Source organism: Caballeronia jiangsuensis, from assembly GCF_046030135.1.
GTDB classification, from domain to species: domain Bacteria; phylum Pseudomonadota; class Gammaproteobacteria; order Burkholderiales; family Burkholderiaceae; genus Caballeronia; species Caballeronia jiangsuensis.
In genome coordinates, this window is record NZ_JAQQDB010000016.1 from 15,817 (window position 1) to 33,534 (window position 17,718).

At 63.0% G+C, this 17,718-nt stretch carries 18 protein-coding genes; 8 read left to right on the forward strand and 10 right to left on the reverse strand.

Features of this window, described 5'->3' with window-relative positions; translation table 11 throughout:
• Positions 1 to 37: 37 nt before the first annotated feature.
• Both PQR08_RS18330 and PQR08_RS18335 read right to left on the reverse strand, forming a co-directional pair.
• On the reverse strand, positions 38 to 784 hold the full coding sequence (locus tag PQR08_RS18330) for a fimbria/pilus periplasmic chaperone (RefSeq protein WP_250484901.1): 747 nt from the start codon (positions 782 to 784) through the stop codon (positions 38 to 40).
• Positions 785 to 860: 76 nt separating this feature from the next.
• Positions 861 to 1,430 (reverse strand): fimbrial protein, encoded by a 570-nt coding sequence (locus PQR08_RS18335; RefSeq protein ID WP_187607930.1) that lies wholly within the window; start codon positions 1,428 to 1,430, stop codon positions 861 to 863.
• Between the two features lie 502 nt (positions 1,431 to 1,932).
• On the opposite strand from PQR08_RS18335, the gene PQR08_RS18340 reads away from it, so the two are divergent.
• Positions 1,933 to 2,871, forward strand: coding sequence for a DMT family transporter (locus PQR08_RS18340; RefSeq protein ID WP_187607931.1), 939 nt, complete (start codon positions 1,933 to 1,935; stop codon positions 2,869 to 2,871).
• A gap of 44 nt (positions 2,872 to 2,915) precedes the next feature.
• On the opposite strand, the gene PQR08_RS18345 is transcribed toward PQR08_RS18340, so the two are convergent.
• Complete coding sequence (locus PQR08_RS18345) at positions 2,916 to 3,200, reverse strand: helix-turn-helix transcriptional regulator (RefSeq protein ID WP_035506058.1); 285 nt, start codon at positions 3,198 to 3,200, stop codon at positions 2,916 to 2,918.
• Positions 3,201 to 3,758: 558 nt separating this feature from the next.
• Between PQR08_RS18345 and PQR08_RS18350 the strand changes: the two genes are divergently transcribed.
• Positions 3,759 to 4,325, forward strand: a complete 567-nt coding sequence (locus tag PQR08_RS18350; RefSeq protein ID WP_250484902.1) for a phasin family protein — start codon at positions 3,759 to 3,761, stop codon at positions 4,323 to 4,325.
• Positions 4,326 to 4,381: 56 nt separating this feature from the next.
• On the opposite strand, the gene PQR08_RS18355 is transcribed toward PQR08_RS18350, so the two are convergent.
• From PQR08_RS18355 to PQR08_RS18370, 4 genes are read right to left on the reverse strand one after another with little or no spacing between them, the layout of a single operon-like run.
• Positions 4,382 to 4,750: a DOPA 4,5-dioxygenase family protein gene (locus tag PQR08_RS18355; protein ID WP_238293195.1), complete on the reverse strand. Its 369-nt coding sequence runs from the start codon at positions 4,748 to 4,750 to the stop codon at positions 4,382 to 4,384.
• Between the two features lie 54 nt (positions 4,751 to 4,804).
• Positions 4,805 to 5,176 (reverse strand): hypothetical protein, encoded by a 372-nt coding sequence (locus PQR08_RS18360; protein ID WP_250484903.1) that lies wholly within the window; start codon positions 5,174 to 5,176, stop codon positions 4,805 to 4,807.
• Positions 5,173 to 6,753, reverse strand: a complete 1,581-nt coding sequence (locus PQR08_RS18365; RefSeq protein ID WP_408162067.1) for an FAD-binding oxidoreductase — start codon at positions 6,751 to 6,753, stop codon at positions 5,173 to 5,175. The genes PQR08_RS18360 and PQR08_RS18365 overlap by 4 nt, the downstream gene beginning before the upstream one ends.
• Positions 6,750 to 6,878: a hypothetical protein gene (locus PQR08_RS18370; protein WP_255504025.1), complete on the reverse strand. Its 129-nt coding sequence runs from the start codon at positions 6,876 to 6,878 to the stop codon at positions 6,750 to 6,752. Before PQR08_RS18370 ends, PQR08_RS18365 begins: the two co-directional genes overlap by 4 nt.
• 134 nt (positions 6,879 to 7,012) lie before the next feature.
• Between PQR08_RS18370 and PQR08_RS18375 the strand changes: the two genes are divergently transcribed.
• The 4 genes from PQR08_RS18375 to PQR08_RS18390 all read left to right on the forward strand — a co-directional run bounded on the left by PQR08_RS18375 (position 7,013) and on the right by PQR08_RS18390 (position 12,229).
• Positions 7,013 to 8,422, forward strand: coding sequence for an aminotransferase-like domain-containing protein (locus PQR08_RS18375; protein ID WP_250484904.1), 1,410 nt, complete (start codon positions 7,013 to 7,015; stop codon positions 8,420 to 8,422).
• 42 nt (positions 8,423 to 8,464) lie between these two features.
• Positions 8,465 to 10,786: an ATP-dependent DNA helicase gene (locus PQR08_RS18380; protein WP_250484905.1), complete on the forward strand. Its 2,322-nt coding sequence runs from the start codon at positions 8,465 to 8,467 to the stop codon at positions 10,784 to 10,786.
• Positions 10,787 to 10,906: 120 nt separating this feature from the next.
• Positions 10,907 to 11,401 carry a hemerythrin domain-containing protein gene (locus PQR08_RS18385; protein ID WP_238293203.1) on the forward strand — a complete coding sequence of 165 codons (495 nt, stop codon included), beginning with the start codon at positions 10,907 to 10,909 and terminating at the stop codon, positions 11,399 to 11,401.
• A gap of 93 nt (positions 11,402 to 11,494) precedes the next feature.
• Positions 11,495 to 12,229: a 2OG-Fe(II) oxygenase gene (locus PQR08_RS18390; protein ID WP_250484906.1), complete on the forward strand. Its 735-nt coding sequence runs from the start codon at positions 11,495 to 11,497 to the stop codon at positions 12,227 to 12,229.
• A 9-nt stretch (positions 12,230 to 12,238) separates the two neighbouring features.
• Here PQR08_RS18390 and ribA read toward each other — a convergent pair whose 3' ends face one another.
• Both ribA and PQR08_RS18400 read right to left on the reverse strand, forming a co-directional pair.
• Positions 12,239 to 12,907, reverse strand: coding sequence for a GTP cyclohydrolase II (gene ribA, locus PQR08_RS18395; protein ID WP_035506107.1), 669 nt, complete (start codon positions 12,905 to 12,907; stop codon positions 12,239 to 12,241).
• 171 nt (positions 12,908 to 13,078) lie between these two features.
• The gene (locus tag PQR08_RS18400) at positions 13,079 to 13,774 is read right to left on the reverse strand and encodes an NADPH-dependent F420 reductase (protein WP_250484907.1); all 696 of its coding nucleotides are present in this window, start codon (positions 13,772 to 13,774) and stop codon (positions 13,079 to 13,081) included.
• 217 nt (positions 13,775 to 13,991) lie between these two features.
• Here PQR08_RS18400 and ahpC point away from each other — a divergent pair, with 217 nt between their 5' ends.
• Together ahpC and ahpF are read left to right on the forward strand one after the other, a co-directional pair.
• Complete coding sequence (gene ahpC, locus PQR08_RS18405; RefSeq protein WP_035506113.1) at positions 13,992 to 14,555, forward strand: alkyl hydroperoxide reductase subunit C; 564 nt, start codon at positions 13,992 to 13,994, stop codon at positions 14,553 to 14,555.
• Between the two features lie 145 nt (positions 14,556 to 14,700).
• Entirely contained in the window at positions 14,701 to 16,287 is a 1,587-nt protein-coding gene (ahpF, locus tag PQR08_RS18410) for an alkyl hydroperoxide reductase subunit F (RefSeq protein WP_250484908.1), read from the forward strand.
• 58 nt (positions 16,288 to 16,345) lie between these two features.
• On the opposite strand, the gene PQR08_RS18415 is transcribed toward ahpF, so the two are convergent.
• Complete coding sequence (locus PQR08_RS18415; protein WP_238293211.1) at positions 16,346 to 17,575, reverse strand: sensor histidine kinase; 1,230 nt, start codon at positions 17,573 to 17,575, stop codon at positions 16,346 to 16,348.
• Between the last annotated feature and the right edge of the window lie 143 nt (positions 17,576 to 17,718).

Sequence of the window (17,718 nt, forward strand, 5' to 3'; positions counted from 1 at the left end):
GATATGCGTGAAGACGCGGCGGATTGCTTCGGCGGCGCTACTGTCCGATGGCGGCGTCGCCCTCGATGGGACCGCCGTAATCGCTGATCGCGATGAAATGAATCTTTCCGCTCGTGACGCCGCTCATCTGCGGCACAGGGATGATTTGCGTGGAACGTGGCGCGACCATTCCACCCATTTCGTTCTTGTAGGTGCGTCCATTCGACGACACGGAAATTTCGCTGAACGAAACGTGATACGCGCTCGGATTCGACACGGAGAGCGCCAGGCCCGCGCCCTGAGGCGCCGGCACGACGCGCCATTCGAGTGTTTTCGGTGCTTCGTCCGGGCTGCCCACGAGGCGCGGCGGACGCACGAAGACTTTGATCCGCGTGCGATAGGCCATTTGCAGCGTATTGGTATTGGCATCGCCCTTGGCGTCGACCTTGGGCGGAACGTCGAGCACGTTGAGCCAGAACACCGACTCGCGATCTTGCGGCAACGCGCCGCCGCCATACATCAGGCGCAAAGTCTGCGATTTGCTCGGGTCCATGCGGAAAATCGGCGGCGTGATGACGAAGGGCGTCTTGATATCGCCGGGCTTCGCGTCCGCGTTGCCATCGTCCATCCATACCTGCACGAGCGCCGGCGTGCGGCTATCGTTGTTCAGCTTCACGCTGACTTCCCGCTGATCGAGCGGATAGATCACGCGCGTGCCGCTTATCGTGACGCTGGCATGCGCGGCGATGGCGAACAGAACCGTGAGTATTGTCGATATCGCAATCAACCACTTCGCTATTTTCATTACCGCTACCTGAATGTCCCGTCGTGCGCAGACGCCGAGCCGGACCATGCCTCATCGGGACGGTCCGGCGCGCTCATTACTGATATTGCAACGTGTATTGCACCGTGGTGTTGACGCTGCCCGCGGTTGCTTTGCCCGTTGCGTAATACTGGGCGAAATAATTCAGCATGGCGGCGCCGCCCGAGATGGCTGCGCCGTTCGTGGCCAGGTCGTTGTTCTGGTTGGTGAGGATATTGATAGGCTGCATTTTGGCGTTTAGCAAGCGAACCTGCACGTTGCCCGCCGGCGATGCCGACGCCTGGTTCACCAGATTGCCGCTGGTCTGATCGACCGTCGGACCGTTTTCGAAACGCGCGACGGCTTTCGTCGCCGCGCCGCCGCAACCGGTCAGCGCGAGCTTGATGTCGCCGAGACTCGACGTGCCGGCCGTCGTGCCCGCGGCCGGCAGCGAGCCCGAGTCCACGTTCGGCAGCGTCGCCGTGACGTTGGCCGGCGCCCCGGTCGCGACACCGTTGATCGAGCACGTCGTGTCCGAAAGCGCGCCGTTGATGGTGATGGTGCCGTCGGCGGCGTGCGCGTTCATCGACATCAGAGCGACGACGCTCATGGAAACGAAGGCGGCAGCCAGGGTAATGCGCTTTTGCATGTAATGCTCCAGAAAACTCGTGATGAATGACTTCGGACTGATTCGGCACGCATGGCTGAACTTGCATGCCATGACGCATCGGAGAACGCGTTGCGCTTTCATCCAGCGTGATGCCTGGTGGCTGGCTGTCGCGGCGATCTGCGTTGAAATGAATAGTAAAAAAGTGAGCCTAAGAAAGCTCTAATCCAATTCTCAAATTGAGATGGGCGTTCTTTAGGAGGCGAATGCCGAAGTGGACGAATCGAAGCGCTTTTCCTGTATTAGTCCGATGATTGACCGCCTCGCCCGCGCCGAATCCCAATTTGTCCGAACCGTCTAGTACATTTCCCGCATCGTGACCTGTGCACAACAAGGCGGAAAAGAACTTTACTGTCACCTTGCCAGCGCCCGGCGATGCCGGGAGAATCGAAGCAACGGTCTGAGAGCCGTTCCTTCATATATGCCGTCAGCAGAAACGCCGGGCAACGGTTCGCTGCGCGTGGCGGCGAATCACGAGAACTCGATGGCAACCGCAGAGGGCAAGACGCGATACCGCATTGATACCGATAACACCGGCGCCGGTATCGCCATCATGATCCTGACGACCGCGACCTTCGCGGCAAGCGATTCCACCGTCAAGCTTATCGGCACCGCGGTCCCTCTGCTGGCGCTACTCTGGGTACGCTATCTCTTTCAGATGATCGTGATGGGCGTCTGGCAGGTGCGGCGCCGCGCATTCGGTCTCTTTCGTTCGGGCAGCGTCAAGCTGCAGATCGTGCGGGCGGTGCTGCTGCTCAGTAATTCCGCATGCACGTTCGCGGGCTTGCGGCATCTGCCGCTGCCGGTTTCGACTTCCCTCGCGATGCTCGCGCCGCTCATTTCCACGCTGCTCGCCGCGCTCGTGCTCAAGGACGAAGTGCCGCGCAGCAAATGGGCGATGGTCGTACTCGGCTTCATCGGCATGTTGCTCGTCGTGCGGCCGGGCGGCAGCCAGTTCAGCTGGACCGTGATCTTTCCGATCGGCGCGGCGACGACCTTCGCGTGCTTTCAGGTGGTGTCGAGCCATCTCACGCGCGTCGACGATGCAATCACGACCAACTTCCTCACGGCGCTCGTCGCCACGATCCTGCTGTGCGTGCTCGTCTGGATGGATCAGGCGGAAACCTTGCCTGCGGTCGCGCAGGTGCGGATCGGGAGCTGGCTGCTCGTCGTCTTCATGGCAACGATGGCGACGCTCGGGCACGGACTCATGCTTCAGGCGCTCAAGCGCGCCCCGCTTTCCGTGCTGACGCCGTTTGCCTATGGCCAACTCGCGTTCGCGGCGCTCTTCAGCTGGCTGCTGTTCGGACAGGTGCCGGACCTCTGGATGGCGATCGGCATGTGCGTGATCGCCGCGAGCGGCATCGGCACCGTGCTCCTGCATGGACGCAAGACGGCACCGGCCGTATCGACGGAAGTCTGACGCTCAGGGGAAACGCGAGAGCCGGCGCGCCGAAGCGGACGCAATCAGTTGGCGGAATGCGCTTGCTGTGCCTGGCCCGTGCAGAGCCAGTGCGGATCGATGTCGAGCGCCCGCGCGATTCGGCTGAATGCCGCGAACGGCGGGACCGTGATGCCCCGTCGCCAGAATTGCACGTCGTGCTCGCTCACATCGAGCCAGCCGGCGGCTTTGGCGGAACTGACGTTTGCCTTCTGCAAGGCGCGGTCGAGTCGTGCGGCCATGGCGCGCCGCAAGGTGTTGTCTTCGTGACTACGTTCAAGGTGGCCAAGGGTTTGGGAATGTCGCCCCATTTTCTTCAATTCTCTCGATTTATATCTTTATGCCGTTCAGCGCCGGCTCATTCGCGCGAAGGTGAATCCTACGGATTCACGATGACGAGGCAGTGACAGAAATACCGGTAAAGACCGTGTTCGCCGAATGCCCCGATGCGCGTGTTGCAGTGCGAGATTCTTCCAATTACCACACCAATGCGTCAAGTGGGGAAACAACGCATTCGGTAAGTTTGGGCTTAGGTGTTTACGCGGGTGCGGGCTTTCCGGCTTAGCGGACAGAGCTAATTCGCCGCGTATCTTCACCGTCCGACTGGTCGGATTTTTCCGCGTACTGGAATACTGCCGAAAAGCAAATGGTCGTTCGGATTATGTGATGTGTGATCAGACCGCTTGCTTTTAATGAGCCTGCTCATTTACTTATCGGCAGCCGCGATTTTTGAATAATGCGCGACATGGTTTAAAGTCAAGCGGGGAAAACGTAATTGACACTCCACATCGTTCCCTTAGAATAGACCAATCGCTGCACTGCACAAATTCATCGCGTATTCAATTGGCAACTTCCATATGGAGTCGAGCATGAGCAGTTTTACGCCGGAAAATGTAATCGCGTCACAGAAGGCGGGCGTCGACACGACTTTTGGTCTCGCCACACAAGTTGTCGGGGGTTTCGAAAAGCTGGTCGATCTGAACGTGCGCACGGTCAGGACGGCGCTCGACGAACATCAGGCGCTGCTCGCCAAGACGTTCTCCGTGCGCGATCCGCAGGAATTCTTCGCGCTCCAGAACCAGCATCTGCAAAACAGCGCGCAGCGCGTGCAGGCGTACTGGACGAGCGTCAACGAGATCACGACGGGTGTGCGCGGCGGGTATATCGAAGCGGCGCAGGATCAGATCGAGAAGTCGCAGCGTAACGCCCAGGCATTCTTCGAAAGCCTCGTGAGCAACGCGCCGGTCGGCAGCGAAGCCGTCGTGACGGCGTGGAAAACCGCGATCGACGCCGCGACCCAATCGGCGAATTCGGCATACGAAGCCGCCAAAAAAGCTGCGAAGCAAGTGGTCGAAACAGCGCAGAACGACGCCACCATCGCGAACCAGACGGCCGTGCGCGCCGTATCGTCGAAGACGGCAAGCGCGAAGAAGTAATTTCGCGGGATATCGGGAAGCAAGGCGGACGCGTTCCGCCTTTTTCTTTTTGAGCGTCAGCCGCCGAGACTCTTCAGCACCAGTTCATGCGAGCGGCCGATCCACACGGCTGAATCGCGATGGTCGACGAGCGCGTCGCCGGTATTCGGATGCATGAAGACATCGAGCGCGCCGTGATTGAGCGTGAGCCAGGCGAGCATCGGTGCGAGCAGGTCGCCGCCGAATCCCAATTGAAACGACCACATCGGATGCGGTCCGACCGGACGCTCGTGAAAACGTCCCAGACGCAATGCGCCGCTTTGCAACTCCGTCGCGAATCGTTGCTCGATCACGAGCCGAAGCTGCCATGCGGCGTCGCGGCTCACGGCATCGAAATAGATGTGCGCATGCCAGTCGGCGATCGTGCGGGTGTCCGTGGCGTTCATCGATTCATCCGTGCGCGGCAATATTGAGACACGCTTCATTCTACCGAAGCGCTTTCAGCCATGTTCGAGCGTCCAGAGCACGGCGTCGTCAACGAATGCGCGATGATGTGTCGCCCGCATGCCGATGTCAGCGCCAAGCTGCGACAACACGAACGCGTCGGCGAAGCGCGTCAGTCCGCCGATCGCATGCGACGACGACATTGCTTCTTTCGACAATCGCTCGATCCACAGCCAGCCCGCATCGCCGGAAAGAGACTCGACGCGCGCGCTCGCGAGACGTGCTCGCCGCAACATCACGCGGCTTTGGGGCAACGCTGCATCGATAACCCAGGTTCGCGTCGATGCCCGCGCCGCCGCGCCAACGGAAATCCACGGCAATCCAGATGCCCCCGCCGCAATGAGAAACGCGCGCCGCGTCGTGCTCATCGCTCTTCCCCTTCCGCTGCATCCGGAAGCTTCGCCGGCCAGATACCCTGCTTTCCCGGCGACAGAATCCCGTTCGGATCGAGCGCCGTTTTGATCGTGCCGGACAGCCGCATCAGCGCGTGATCGTTGAAGTCGTATTGCGCGGCGGCCAGATCCATATACGAAAGATGCGTCCGATATTGCCCGTAACCCGCCGCGCCCGAATCGCGGATCAGCGCTTCGATCAACGCGCCGGCATCGCGCGATTGTTTCGGATCGTCGCGATCGAAAATCGCCGCGAAGATGTGATGCATCGCGCGCTGGCCCGCCGTGAAACCGCCGTAATAGTCAAAGCCGAATTGCGCCGCGCGCTCGCGCACCATGCGCGCCTGCTTCACGGCGTCGCGTCCGATGGGCGGGCAAATCGGCGAGAAATCGATATGCGCGCCCGAGCCGCCGCGCCAGTTCAGCAAATTGAATGCTTCGAGCCCCGGAATGCCGACTTGCGCACGATCGCCGCCGCCCTCGGGCTCGATGGATGCATCGCGATACGGCATCTCGAAGAGCGTCGCGCCCGCGATCGGCTTGAATCGCGCATGCACGATATCGCGCCGCGCGTTCACGAGCGCCGGCGGCCCGTATAAACAGAAGCGCAGATTCCAGCGCCCGATGCCGATCTTGCGCGCCATCGCGTCGATGGCGTCGTCGGGCATCGCGCCTTTGCCGTCGTACCAGGTCTTTCGCGTCGATACGCCCGCCGCCCAGCGCACCGCGCTTTCGATGACCGCGTTGCTTTGAATCGTGCCATCCATTCTGAGCGGACGCAGCGTATCGACGACGCGTTCGAGATCGTCCTCGCGTCCGAACGCATAGCGGCAAATCATGTAGCCCTCGGGCGCGGGCATGAGCCAGATGCCGAGCTTCGTGACGACGCCGAAGTTCGACTGCATAAACATGTCGTCGTAAGACGGCCCGAAGCCGCCTTTGAAAACCTGCCAGTCGCGGCTCGACGCCATCGCGCCCATGCCGGTGCGCACGACATCGCCGTTTGCAAGCACGACTTCCATGCCGCACTGATGGGCCGCGTGGTCGCCGTAAGGCGTCGTGCCGTAGCCTCGTTCGAGCGTGTTGCCGATCACGCTGCCCCAGCCCGCCGCGGGCGGATCGAGCCAGAACTTCCGTGGCGTGCCGAGCGCGCGATGCAGGTCGTAGTACGTCACGCCCGGCTCGACCAGCGCGAAGCCGAGCGTCTCGTCGATCTCGATGATGCGGTTCATCCGCCGCAAGTCGAGCACGACACAGCCGCTCATGCGTGGCGCTGCGCCGCCGTAAGCGAAGTTGCGTCCCGTCGATACGGTCCAGAGCGGCACGCGATATCGATTCGCCACCGCCAGTGCCGCGCGCACGCCTTCGACATCTTTCGGCAGCACGACGGCGGACGGCGCATGCGCGAGCGCGTCGCCGGGCGCGAATGGATCGAGATACGAAGCGGTATCGTTCGACAGCACCGCATCGCTGCCGAGCGCCGCCGCGAAGGCCGCGAGCGCCGCTCGAAACTGCGCCGCCGACAGTCCCGGCGGCAGCGTCTGCGCGGTCAATATCCGCCGCTGCTGCCGCTGCCGGATGTCGTGCCCGACGATGTCGAACTGCCGTCGGTCTGACATCCCGCGAGCAGACCGGCGAGCAAGGCGAGCATGACTGTTGCGATTCTGGCGAGCTTCATGAAAGCACCTCCGAAAGGTTTGAAAAGCCGGGCGCGGCGATTAAGCCGCTTGCTCATTAAACGCACGGCGACGCGCGGATATTCCTTCGCGAACCCGTATGAGACAATTTCGCGCTCCCTCTCCCAAGCACGCGATGAAGCGCTACCAAGCCCTTGCCGACACGATGGCCGCCGAGATTCGCGCGGGCCGCTTGCCTGTCGGCACGCGCCTGCCATCGGTGCGGCATCTGACGACGCAATACGGCGTGGGTCAATCGACAGTCTTTCGCGCGTATTACCTGCTCGAAGAATGGGGCTTGATTCGCGCGCGTGAACGTTCCGGCTACTTCGTCGCGCCCGGCGCGAAAGTGGCGACGCAGACAGCCTCGCCCACGCCGATCGCGGAGCCTGCGGCCATCGACGTGAGCAGTCTCGTCTTCTCCGTGCTCGATGCGGTCAAGCGTCCGGATGTCGTGCCGCTCGGCTCCGCGTTTCCATCGCCGACACTGTTTCCGCTGGCGCGTCTCGCGAAGTCGCTCGCGCACGCGGCGCGCATGCTCGATCCGTGGAGCACGGTCGTCGACATGCCGCCGGGCAACGAGCAATTGCGGCGGCAGATCGCGCTGCGTTACATCGGCATGGGCATCGCGCAGCCGGTCGAGGAACTCATCGTCACGAACGGCGCGATGGAAGCGCTCACGCTGAGCCTCATGGCCGTCACGAAGCCGGGCGATGTCGTCGCGATCGAATCGCCGTGCTTCTACGCGGCGTTGCAGGCGGTCGAGCATCTCGGCCTGCGGGCGGTCGAGATTCCCGTCGATCCGCACGCAGGACTCGATCTCGACGTGCTCGCCGAAGCGCTCGTCAAGCATCCGGTGCGTGCGTGCTGGTTCATGACCAACTTTCAGAATCCGACGGGCGCGACGCTTTCCATCGAGAAAAAACGCGCGCTCGTCGATTTGCTCGCGAAGCATGACGTGCCGCTCATCGAGGACGATGTCTACGGCGAACTGCATTTCGCGGCAGATCGTCCGCCGCCCGCGAAAGCCTTCGATACCAAAGGGCTCGTGATGCATTGCGCATCGCTGTCGAAGACGCTCGCGCCGGGTTACCGGCTCGGCTGGGTCGCGGCGGGCCGTTTCGCGGACGCGATCCGGCGGCTCAAGCTGATGACGAGCATCTCGACCAGCATCCCCATTCAGGCGGGCATCGCCGACTATCTCCAGCACGGCGGCTTCGACAAGCACTTGCGCAAGCTGCGCGGCGCGCTTCTCACGCAACGCGGCGCGATGGAACAGGCCATTGCGCGCTGGCTGCCGCCAGACGTCGGATTCGTGCAGCCGGACGGCGGCTATTTCCTGTGGCTTCAATTGCCCGAACATGTCGATGCGATGCAGTTGCACAGGCGCGGGCTCGAACATGGCATCAACGTGACGCCCGGGCCGATCTTCTCCGCGCGTCACGCGTTCGGCAATTACGTGCGCATCAACTTCGGTCATCCGTGGTCGCCGCAGGTCGAAAGCGCGATGAAAACGCTCGGCGAACTGCTGCGCGCGGCATCCTAGAAGGCGCGCTGACGCCGATGCCTGCGTGCTAGACTGCTGTACATGCATACAGTATCCGAGCCTGCTTACACCGTCGCCGTGCGCGCGCTGTGCGAGTTCACCGCGAAACAGGGCGATCTCGATCTGCGCTTCACGCCGACGCCGAGCGCGCAGGAAGGCGTCGCGGGCCACGTCACGGTGACGAGCCGGCGGCCAGCCGGATATCAGAAGGAAATATCGCTGTCGGAAACTTATGGGCCGCTGTGCGTGCGTGGCCGCGCCGATGGCTACGATCCCGCGCTCAACCGTCTCGAAGAGATCAAGACGCATCGCGGCAAGCTCGAATCGATGCCGCAGAATCATCGTCATCTGCATTGGGCGCAGGCGCGCGTGTATGCGCATCTGATGTGCCGCAAGCTCGGGCTCGATGCCATCGAGATCGCGCTCGTGTATTTCGATATCGCCGATCAGACCGAGAGCGTGCTCGTCGAGACGCAGACCGCCGCTGCGCTCGCCGCGCATTTCGAAACGCAGTGCGAGCGCTTCATCGCGTGGGCGCGGCAGGAGATGCAGCACGCCGCCGCGCGTGACGACGCGCTGAAAGCGCTCGCCTTCCCTCACGCGGATTTCCGGCCCGGCCAGCGCGCGCTCGCGGAAGCGGTGTATCGCTCGGCGGTGTCCGGCCGATGTCTCGCGGCGCAGGCGCCGACCGGCATCGGCAAAACAGTCGGCACGCTCTTTCCGCTGCTGAAGGCGTGGCCGGGCCAGCGGCTCGACAAGATTTTCTTTCTCACGGCGAAGAGCGCGGGACGGCAACTCGCGCTCGATGCGCTGACGACGCTCGCCGCTAAACCGTTGCGCGTCGTCGAACTCGTGGCGCGCGACAAGGCGTGTGAATATCCCGATCGCGCGTGTCACGGGGAATCGTGTCCGCTCGCGCAGGGCTTCTACGATCGCCTCGCCGGGGCGCGCGCCGACGCGCTCGAATGCGCGCAACTCGATCGCGCGGCGATCGCCGAGGTCGCGCGGCGGCACGAAGTCTGTCCGTATTATCTGAGCCAGGAACTGTCGCGCTGGAGCGACGTGATCGTCGGCGACTACAACTATTACTTCGATACGAGCGCGATGCTCTTCGCGCTCGCGGAGGCGAATCGATGGCGCGTGTCGGTGCTTGTCGACGAAGCGCATAACCTCATCGAACGGGCGCGCGGCATGTATTCCGCGACGCTCGATCAGGCCGCCTTCAACGCGATGCGACGCGGCGCGCCGCCCGTGCTGAAACAGGCGCTCGGGCGCGTCGGGCGATGCTTGCGCGAACTCACGCGCGATCAGGACGCGGCGAACATCGACTATGCGGCGCATACGGAAACGCCCGCGCGCCTGCTGACGGCGCTCGCGCAAGCCGTCTCGCTGATGACTGAAACGCTCGGCGAGCAACCCGACGTCTTCACGCCCGAAACCTTGCGCTTCTATTTCGATGCCATGCATTTCTCGCGCATCGCGGAACGCTTCGGCACGCATTCGATCTTCGACATCACACTCGGCCGAACGAGTTCGAACGCCGGGAAGCGCAATGCCGTGCTCTGCCTGCGCAACGTGATTCCCGCGCCGCATCTCGCGCCGCGTTTCGCTCGCGCCCACAGCGTCGCGCTTTTTTCCGCGACGCTCACGCCTGCGCACTTCTACGCCGATACGCTCGGCCTGCCGGAGTCGAGCGTGCGTATCGATGTCGAGTCGCCCTTTTCCGCCGAACAGCTCGACGTGCGGGCCGTCGCGGACCTGTCGACGCGCTACCGCGATCGCGAGCGCTCGGTCGACCGCATCGCCGATCTCATCGCCGCGCAGTTCGAAAGCGCCGAGGGCAATTACCTGAGCTTCTTCAGCAGCTTCGAATATCTGGCGCAAGTCGCGGCGGCGCTCGCGACGCGTCATCCGTCGATTCCGTGCTGGCAACAGTCCCGCGCGATGAGCGAAGCGGCGCAACGCGAGTTCCTCGCGCGTTTCGTCGCCGACGGGCGCGGCGTCGGCTTCGCGGTGCTGGGCGGCGCGTTCGGCGAGGCGATCGATCTGCCCGGCTCGCGGCTCATCGGCGCGTTCGTCGCAACGCTCGGTCTGCCGCAGCTCAATGCCGTCAACCAGGAAATGAAAGCGCGCATGCACGAGGCGTTCGGCGAGGGTTACGCGTACACGTATCTTTTTCCGGGCTTGCAGAAAGTCGTGCAGGCGGCCGGGCGCGTGATCCGCGGGCCGCTCGATCGCGGCGTGCTCTATCTGATCGACGACCGCTTCGCGCGCGCGGAAGTGCGGCGTCTCTTGCCCGCGTGGTGGCAGGTGAAAGTGATGCGGCAACGCGACCTGGCTGAATCGGGAAGACCGACTATTTAGACGCGCGCGACGCCGCCGTTAACTGGTCAATCGCGGGCATTCAACTTGCTGCTCCCGGGCGCCGCAGGGACACGAAGATGCCCCTACAGGGCCGAGAGAGCCCACTAAAGGAGAACCCACATGTCTGCCGCTCATACCCCGCGACCCATTGATGCGCTCGACATGCTCGAAGCCGATCACCGCGCCATCGAACAGCTTTTCGATGCCTTCGAACGCGCGGAACGCAACGATTTCGAGCGCAAGAACGCGCTCGTTCAGCGCGCGTGCGAGTTGCTGACGATCCACGCGATCGTCGAGGAAGAAATGCTGTATCCCGTCGCCCAGAAAGTGCTGGCCGAAGACCAGCGCATCGACGTGGACGAAGCCTACGTCGAGCATTTTCTCGTGAAGACGCTCATCGAACGATTCGCGAACCTGAAGGCCGGCGACGATGGTTTCGACGCGACCTTCAAGGTGCTCAAGGAGAACACGACGCATCACATCGAGGAAGAGGAAACCACGCTGTTTCCGGAAGTGCGCAAGACGCAGATGGATCTCGTCGCGATCGGCGCGAAGATGGCCGCGCGCAAGACCGCGCTGAAGGAGCGCATCGCAGAGAGCGCGATGGCGCACTGATGCGCGGCACGAATTGCACAGCAAGACCCGGAGTGCGTGCGCCGAGCGCGTAGCGCACACTGCAGGCAACTTACGCACATCCGGAGAAATGACATGAAGGTGCTCGAACGCGCGACGTCAGAGGATATCGGCGAACGGATCGACGCGCTCGACTGGGCCGATCTCGAAGCGCAACTCGACAGCTACGGCTGCGCCACGGCGACCGCGCTCTTTTCGCGCGAGGAATGCGAGGCGCTGGCCGCGCTGTACGATCGCGACGGCATCTTTCGCCGCCGCGTCGTGATGGAGCGCCACGGCTTCGGGCGCGGCGAGTACAAGTACTTCGCGTATCCGCTGCCCGAAACGCTCGAAGGCGCGCGGCGCGCGGTCTATCCGCATCTCGCGCCGATCGCCAATCGCTGGAATGAGGTAATGCGCATCGAGACGCGGTATCCGCGCGAGCACGCGGCGTTCATCGAGCGCTGCCATCGCGCAGGGCAGACACGGCCGACGCCGCTCCTGCTACGTTACGTGCCCGGCGATTTCAACTGTCTGCATCAGGATCTCTACGGCGAGCATGTCTTTCCGATCCAGATGGCAATTCTGCTTTCCGCGCCCGGCCGCGATTTCACCGGCGGCGAGTTCGTGATGACGGAGCAGCGTCCGAGGATGCAGTCACGCGTGGAAGCGGTGCCCTTATCGCAGGGCGATGCGGTGTTCTTCGCCGTGCATCATCGGCCGGTGCAGGGCACGCGCGGGCCGTATCGGGTGAACATGAAGCACGGCGTAAGCCGCCTCAGGTCGGGGCGGCGGCATATGCTCGGCGTGATCTTTCACGACGCGCAGTGAGCGCGCGGCTTATTCGTTTTCATCGAAGTAATGCCCGAAACGCGCCTGCTTCGTCTTGATGTAGCGCTCGTTTTCCTCGCGCATCGGGATGGCGAGCGCGACGCGTTCGCACACGGGAATATCGTGCTTGAGCAGCGTGTCGAACTTCGACGGATTGTTGCTCATGAGGCGCACCGACTTCACGTTCATCGACCGCAGGATCGCGGCGGCGGAGTCGTATTCGCGGGCGTCGTCGGGCAGGCCGAGATGCAGGTTCGCATCGACGGTATCGAGCCCCTGCTCCTGCAGCGCGTACGCGCGGATCTTGTTCGCGAGGCCGATGCCGCGCCCTTCATGTCCGCGCAGATACAGCAGAATCCCGCGATCCTCCGCCGCGATATAGCGCAGCGCCAGATCGAGCTGCTCGCCGCAATCGCAGCGGTATGAGCCGAACACATCGCCGGTCACACATTCGGAATGCAGCCGCGTCAGCACCGATTCTCCGTTGCTCACGTCGCCCATCACGAAGGCGATGTGCTCGACATCCGTGTGCTTCACGCGATAGACGTACGAATCGAAGGTGCCGTAGCGGGTCGGAATGGTGGCCGTCGCCACGAGTTCGACATCCGCGCACTCGTCGCACTCGCCGAAGCGGTGTTGTGGGTCCTGCACGTCCTGCGGGGGAGAAGCGGTTTTCATAGATCAATCAGCGAGTCCACGGCGCCGGACGTCGGCCGATGGATCATGCACCATCGCGCCGGCCCGGTCAGTCATGGTAAAGCCCATCGGGAAAGTTTGCAGATTGTCGCACGGCACGCGCCCCTTTCTGCGTTTTTCCGTACGGGCGTTCCGCTCATCGGCAGCCTCCTTCTACGCCGGATTCTCGAAAGTGCCTGGACTCCTGTCCGTCGCGCGCCACTCGGGCTTGCGCGCCGGATCGGCCTTCTGCAGCCCCGCGCGCACGCCGGCCGCGTCGAAATCACCGGTATAGACGGGCGTCGCGGGCTGCTGCCGCCACGAATCGTCGATAGCGCCCGCATCGACGGGATCGAAGCCGATTTCATCGACGAGCTTCATCACGACGGCTTTCGCCTTCGCGTCGTCGCCCGCGACCGGCAGCGCGATGCGTCCCGCCGTGCCCGCCGGCTTGCCGCGATTGCGCAGGTGGTCTGCATAGATATTGTTGAACGCCTTCACGACCGGCCGTCCGATCTGCTGCTCGACCCAGCGGCTTTCCGTCGCGCCCTTCTCGATGCCGTCGATACGCCCGTCGCGCTGCTGCGGATAGTAGTTGCCCGTGTCGATCACGACGACGCCCGCCGGCACGCCCGCGAACAGGTCCTTGGGCAGATTCGGCACTTTCGCTTCGGGAATCGTCACCACGACGACGTCCGCGTCCTTCACCGCGTCCCGCGCCTCGACGGCCGTCGCGCCGGTTTCCCGCTCAACGTCCGAGAGCGATGCGGGCCCGCGCGAATTGGCGATGCGCACCTCATGGCCGTTTACGCCGAACCGCAGCGCCAGCACGGACCCGATATTCCCGGCGCCGATAATTCCGATCTTCATACTGCCTCCTTGAAATAAACGCGAAAGCAACGACGTGCTTTCAAAGGAACCTCCGAGAGGCGCGCGCAATCACAGTGCCTCATGCGGGAAAACGCCAAATATCGGTACGATAGCCCTGCGCTATCCCGACAATAAAATCAATCCACTTCTCGGATACGATAGCTTTCCTGTATAGTTCACTTACTTCTTCAACACCACTCCAAAAGGAACCTGGTAAATGCCTATCATCAACAGCCAAGTCAAGCCGTTCAAAGCAACCGCCTACCACAATGGCGATTTCGTGACCGTCACCGATGAAAGCCTGAAGGGCAAGTGGTCGGTGTTCGTGTTCTACCCGGCCGACTTCACGTTCGTGTGCCCGACGGAACTGGGCGACCTGGCTGACCGCTACGAAGAATTCAAGAAGCTCGGCGTGGAAATCTACTCGGTCTCGACCGACACGCATTTCACGCACAAGGCATGGCACGACACGTCGGACACGATCCAGAAGATCCAGTATCCGATGGTTGCCGATCCGACGCTCGCAATCTCGCGCGCTTTCGACGTGCTGATCGAAGAAGAAGGCCTGGCGCTGCGTGGCACATTCGTGATCAACCCGGAAGGCGAGATCAAGCTGTGCGAAGTGCACGACAACGGCATCGGCCGCGACGCCGGCGAACTGCTCCGCAAGGTTCAGGCAGCTCAGTACATCGCGAAGAACCCGGGTCAAGTGTGCCCCGCCAAGTGGACGCCGGGCGCTGAAACGCTGACCCCGTCGCTCGACCTGATCGGCAAGATCTAAGCCTCGTTTCCACGAGCGCTATATCGAGCTTGCCGCGGTTCAGCGGCAGGCTCACCCCAGAAAACGCCTTCGTCCGGCGCTGCGATCATCGCAGCGGCGCGGCGAGGCGCGTCTGCGACACCCCAGTCAAGGAACGGACATCGCCATGCTCGACGCCAATCTCAAGAACCAGTTAAAAGCGTATTTGGAAAAAGTCACCCGGCCGATCGAACTCGTCGCCTTCCTCGACGACGGCGACAAATCGCGCGAGCTGAAAAGCCTGCTCGACGAGATCGCCTCGCTGTCTCACCAGATCAGCGTCGTCGAGAAAGAGGACGCCAGCGTGCGTCGTCCCTCCTTCACCATCGGCGAGGCGGGCAAGACCGCGGGCATCCGCTTCGCCGGCATCCCGATGGGCCATGAATTCACGTCGCTCGTGCTGGCGCTTCTGCAGTCGGGCGGCCATCCGATCAAGCTCGACGACGCCACCATCGAGCAGATCCGCAATCTCGACGGCGATTTCGCGTTCGAGACATATTTCTCGCTGTCGTGCCAGAACTGCCCGGAAGTCGTGCAGGCGCTGAACGTGATGGCGATCATCAACCCGCGCATCAAACACGTCGCGATCGACGGCGCGTTGTTCCAGAAGGAAGTGGAAGAGCGCCAGGTCATGTCCGTGCCGATGATGTTCATCAACGGCGAAAGCTTCGGCTCGGGCCGCATGGGCGTGAAGGAAATCCTGGCGAAGCTGGACACGGGCGCATCGGCGCGCGCGGCGAAGGAACTCGAAAACAAGCCGGTGTTCGACACGCTGATCGTCGGCGGTGGTCCTGCCGGCGCGGCGGCGGCGATCTACTCGGCGCGCAAGGGCATCGCGACGGGCGTCGTCGCGGAGCGCTTCGGCGGTCAGGTGCTCGACACGATGGCGATCGAGAACTTCGTCTCCGTGAAGGAAACCGAAGGACCTCAGTTCGCGACCGCGCTCGAACAGCACGTGAAAAGCTATGAAGTCGACGTGATGGACGTGCAGCGCGCCGAAAAGCTCGTGCCGGGCCGCATCAACGAGATTCATCTCGCGAGCGGCGCGGTCCTGAAGGCGAAGACCGTGATTCTGTCGACCGGCGCGCGCTGGCGCGAAATCGATGTGCCGGGCGAGCGCGAGTATCGCGGGCGCGGCGTGGCGTACTGCCCGCACTGCGACGGTCCGCTCTTCAAGGGCAAGCGCGTCGCGGTGATCGGCGGCGGTAATTCGGGCGTCGAAGCGGCGATCGATCTCGCGAACCTGGTCTCGGCGGTCACGCTGATCGAGTTCGGCAACGAGCTGCGCGCTGACGCGGTGTTGCAGAAGAAGCTGCGCAGCCTGAAAAACGTGACCATCGTCACGCAGGGGCAGACAACCGAAATCACCGGCGACGGCAAGAAAGTGAACGGCATCACGTACACGGACCGCGCGACCGGCGCGAGCCATCATGTCGAGCTGGAAGGCGTGTTCGTGCAGATCGGCCTCGTGCCGAACACCGAATGGCTGAAGGGCACGGTGGAACTGTCGAAGCACGGCGAGATCGTCGTCGATGCGAAGGGCGCGACCTCGCTGCCGGGCGTGTTCGCCGCCGGCGACGTGACCACGGTTCCGTACAAGCAGATCGTGATCGCGGCCGGCGAAGGCGCGAAGGCATCGCTGTCGGCGTTCGATCATCTGATCCGCGCGTCGGTGGAAGACGAGGCAGTGGTCGAAGAAGAAGCGGCAGCCTGAGCGTAACGCGGGCGTCGTAATGACCGGAAGGCGGACGGGGCGACCCGTTCGCTTTTTTTTATTTCGCTTCCGCCGGCTTCGGCTTGAGCACGAGCGGAAACGTCACCTCGAACACGCTGCCGTGCCCTTTCGACGACTGGAACCGCAACTCCCCGTCCAACGTGCGCGACAATTCCTTGACAATGGCAAGTCCGAGCCCCGCGCCGGGGATATCGTCGGCGGCGGCGCGCTCGAACTCCTCGAACACGCGCTCCTGATCCGCCACGCCGATGCCCACGCCCGTGTCGGCGACGCGCAGTTTCCAGCATTCGTCCGGCGCCGACGCGATCGCCAGCACGATCTCGCCCGACGACGTGTACTTGATCGCGTTAGTCAGCAAATTCAGCGCGACCTGCTTCACCTTGAGCCGGTTCGACGTGACCGTGCCGAGCACCGGATCGAACTGGCCGATGAGCTTGAGCCCCTTCGCCTCGGTCGTGACGCGGCACGCCTGCATCAGTTCGTCGAAGAGGCCGACGAGATCGAAGGGCTCGATCGTGAGCAAGGAATCGTCGCCGAGCACTTTCGAATATTCGACCATTTCATCGACGAGCGTCGCCATGTCGGCGACCTGCCGGTTCGCGAGGCCGAGCGCCGCGTCGCGCTTCGCGGGCGAGCGTGTAGCGAGCTGCAGCGCCGTCGAGAATACGTTCAGGAAGTTGCGCAGATCGTGCGCGACGCGACGCGCGATCTGCATGCGCGTTTCATATAGATCGCCGATGAGTTTTTGCCGCAGCGTCAGCTCGTAGTTCGCGCGCTCCAGCATGCCGGTGTATTCGTCGATCTTGCGATCGCGCTCGCCGATCGCCTCGCGTATCGACGCGAGCGTGACGAAGCTCACCACCTCGTCGGTCATGAGGCGCGCGTGCTCCTCGTCCGCGCGCGAAAAATCTTCGTGCGTGCTGGCGTACTCGCCGATCGCGAGCAGCAGCACCTGACGAAACAGATCGAGCTCGCGCACGAGTTCATCGACACGATAACCCTGCTGCCAGCGCCATTGGCCGTGCTGGCGCGCGTCGCGCTCGATCGCGCCTTCCTGGTCGCGCAGGTTGCGCGATTCCAGCACGATGCAGATTTCCTCGAAGATGCTCGGCAGATGATCCGCGAGCTGACGATAGGTGAGTTGATCGGAATGTTCGACTTCCTGATCGCCGAACACGAGCTTCATCCATCGCTCGGTGAGCGCGGGCTGTTGCTCGCGCAGCGCGGCCACGAGACCCTTCAAGCCGCCGACTGACGTGTCGCTCATCTGCGAGTTCCTGATAGCTTGAGGCGCCGGAGGGCGGCGCGCGTGGTGATCGTGATATGCAGTCGAAAGCATTTCCCATGTCGCCGGAGCCGACCGCGAATGCTTCGCCAGTATAGGCGCGATGCCCGCGCCGATGGTGCATA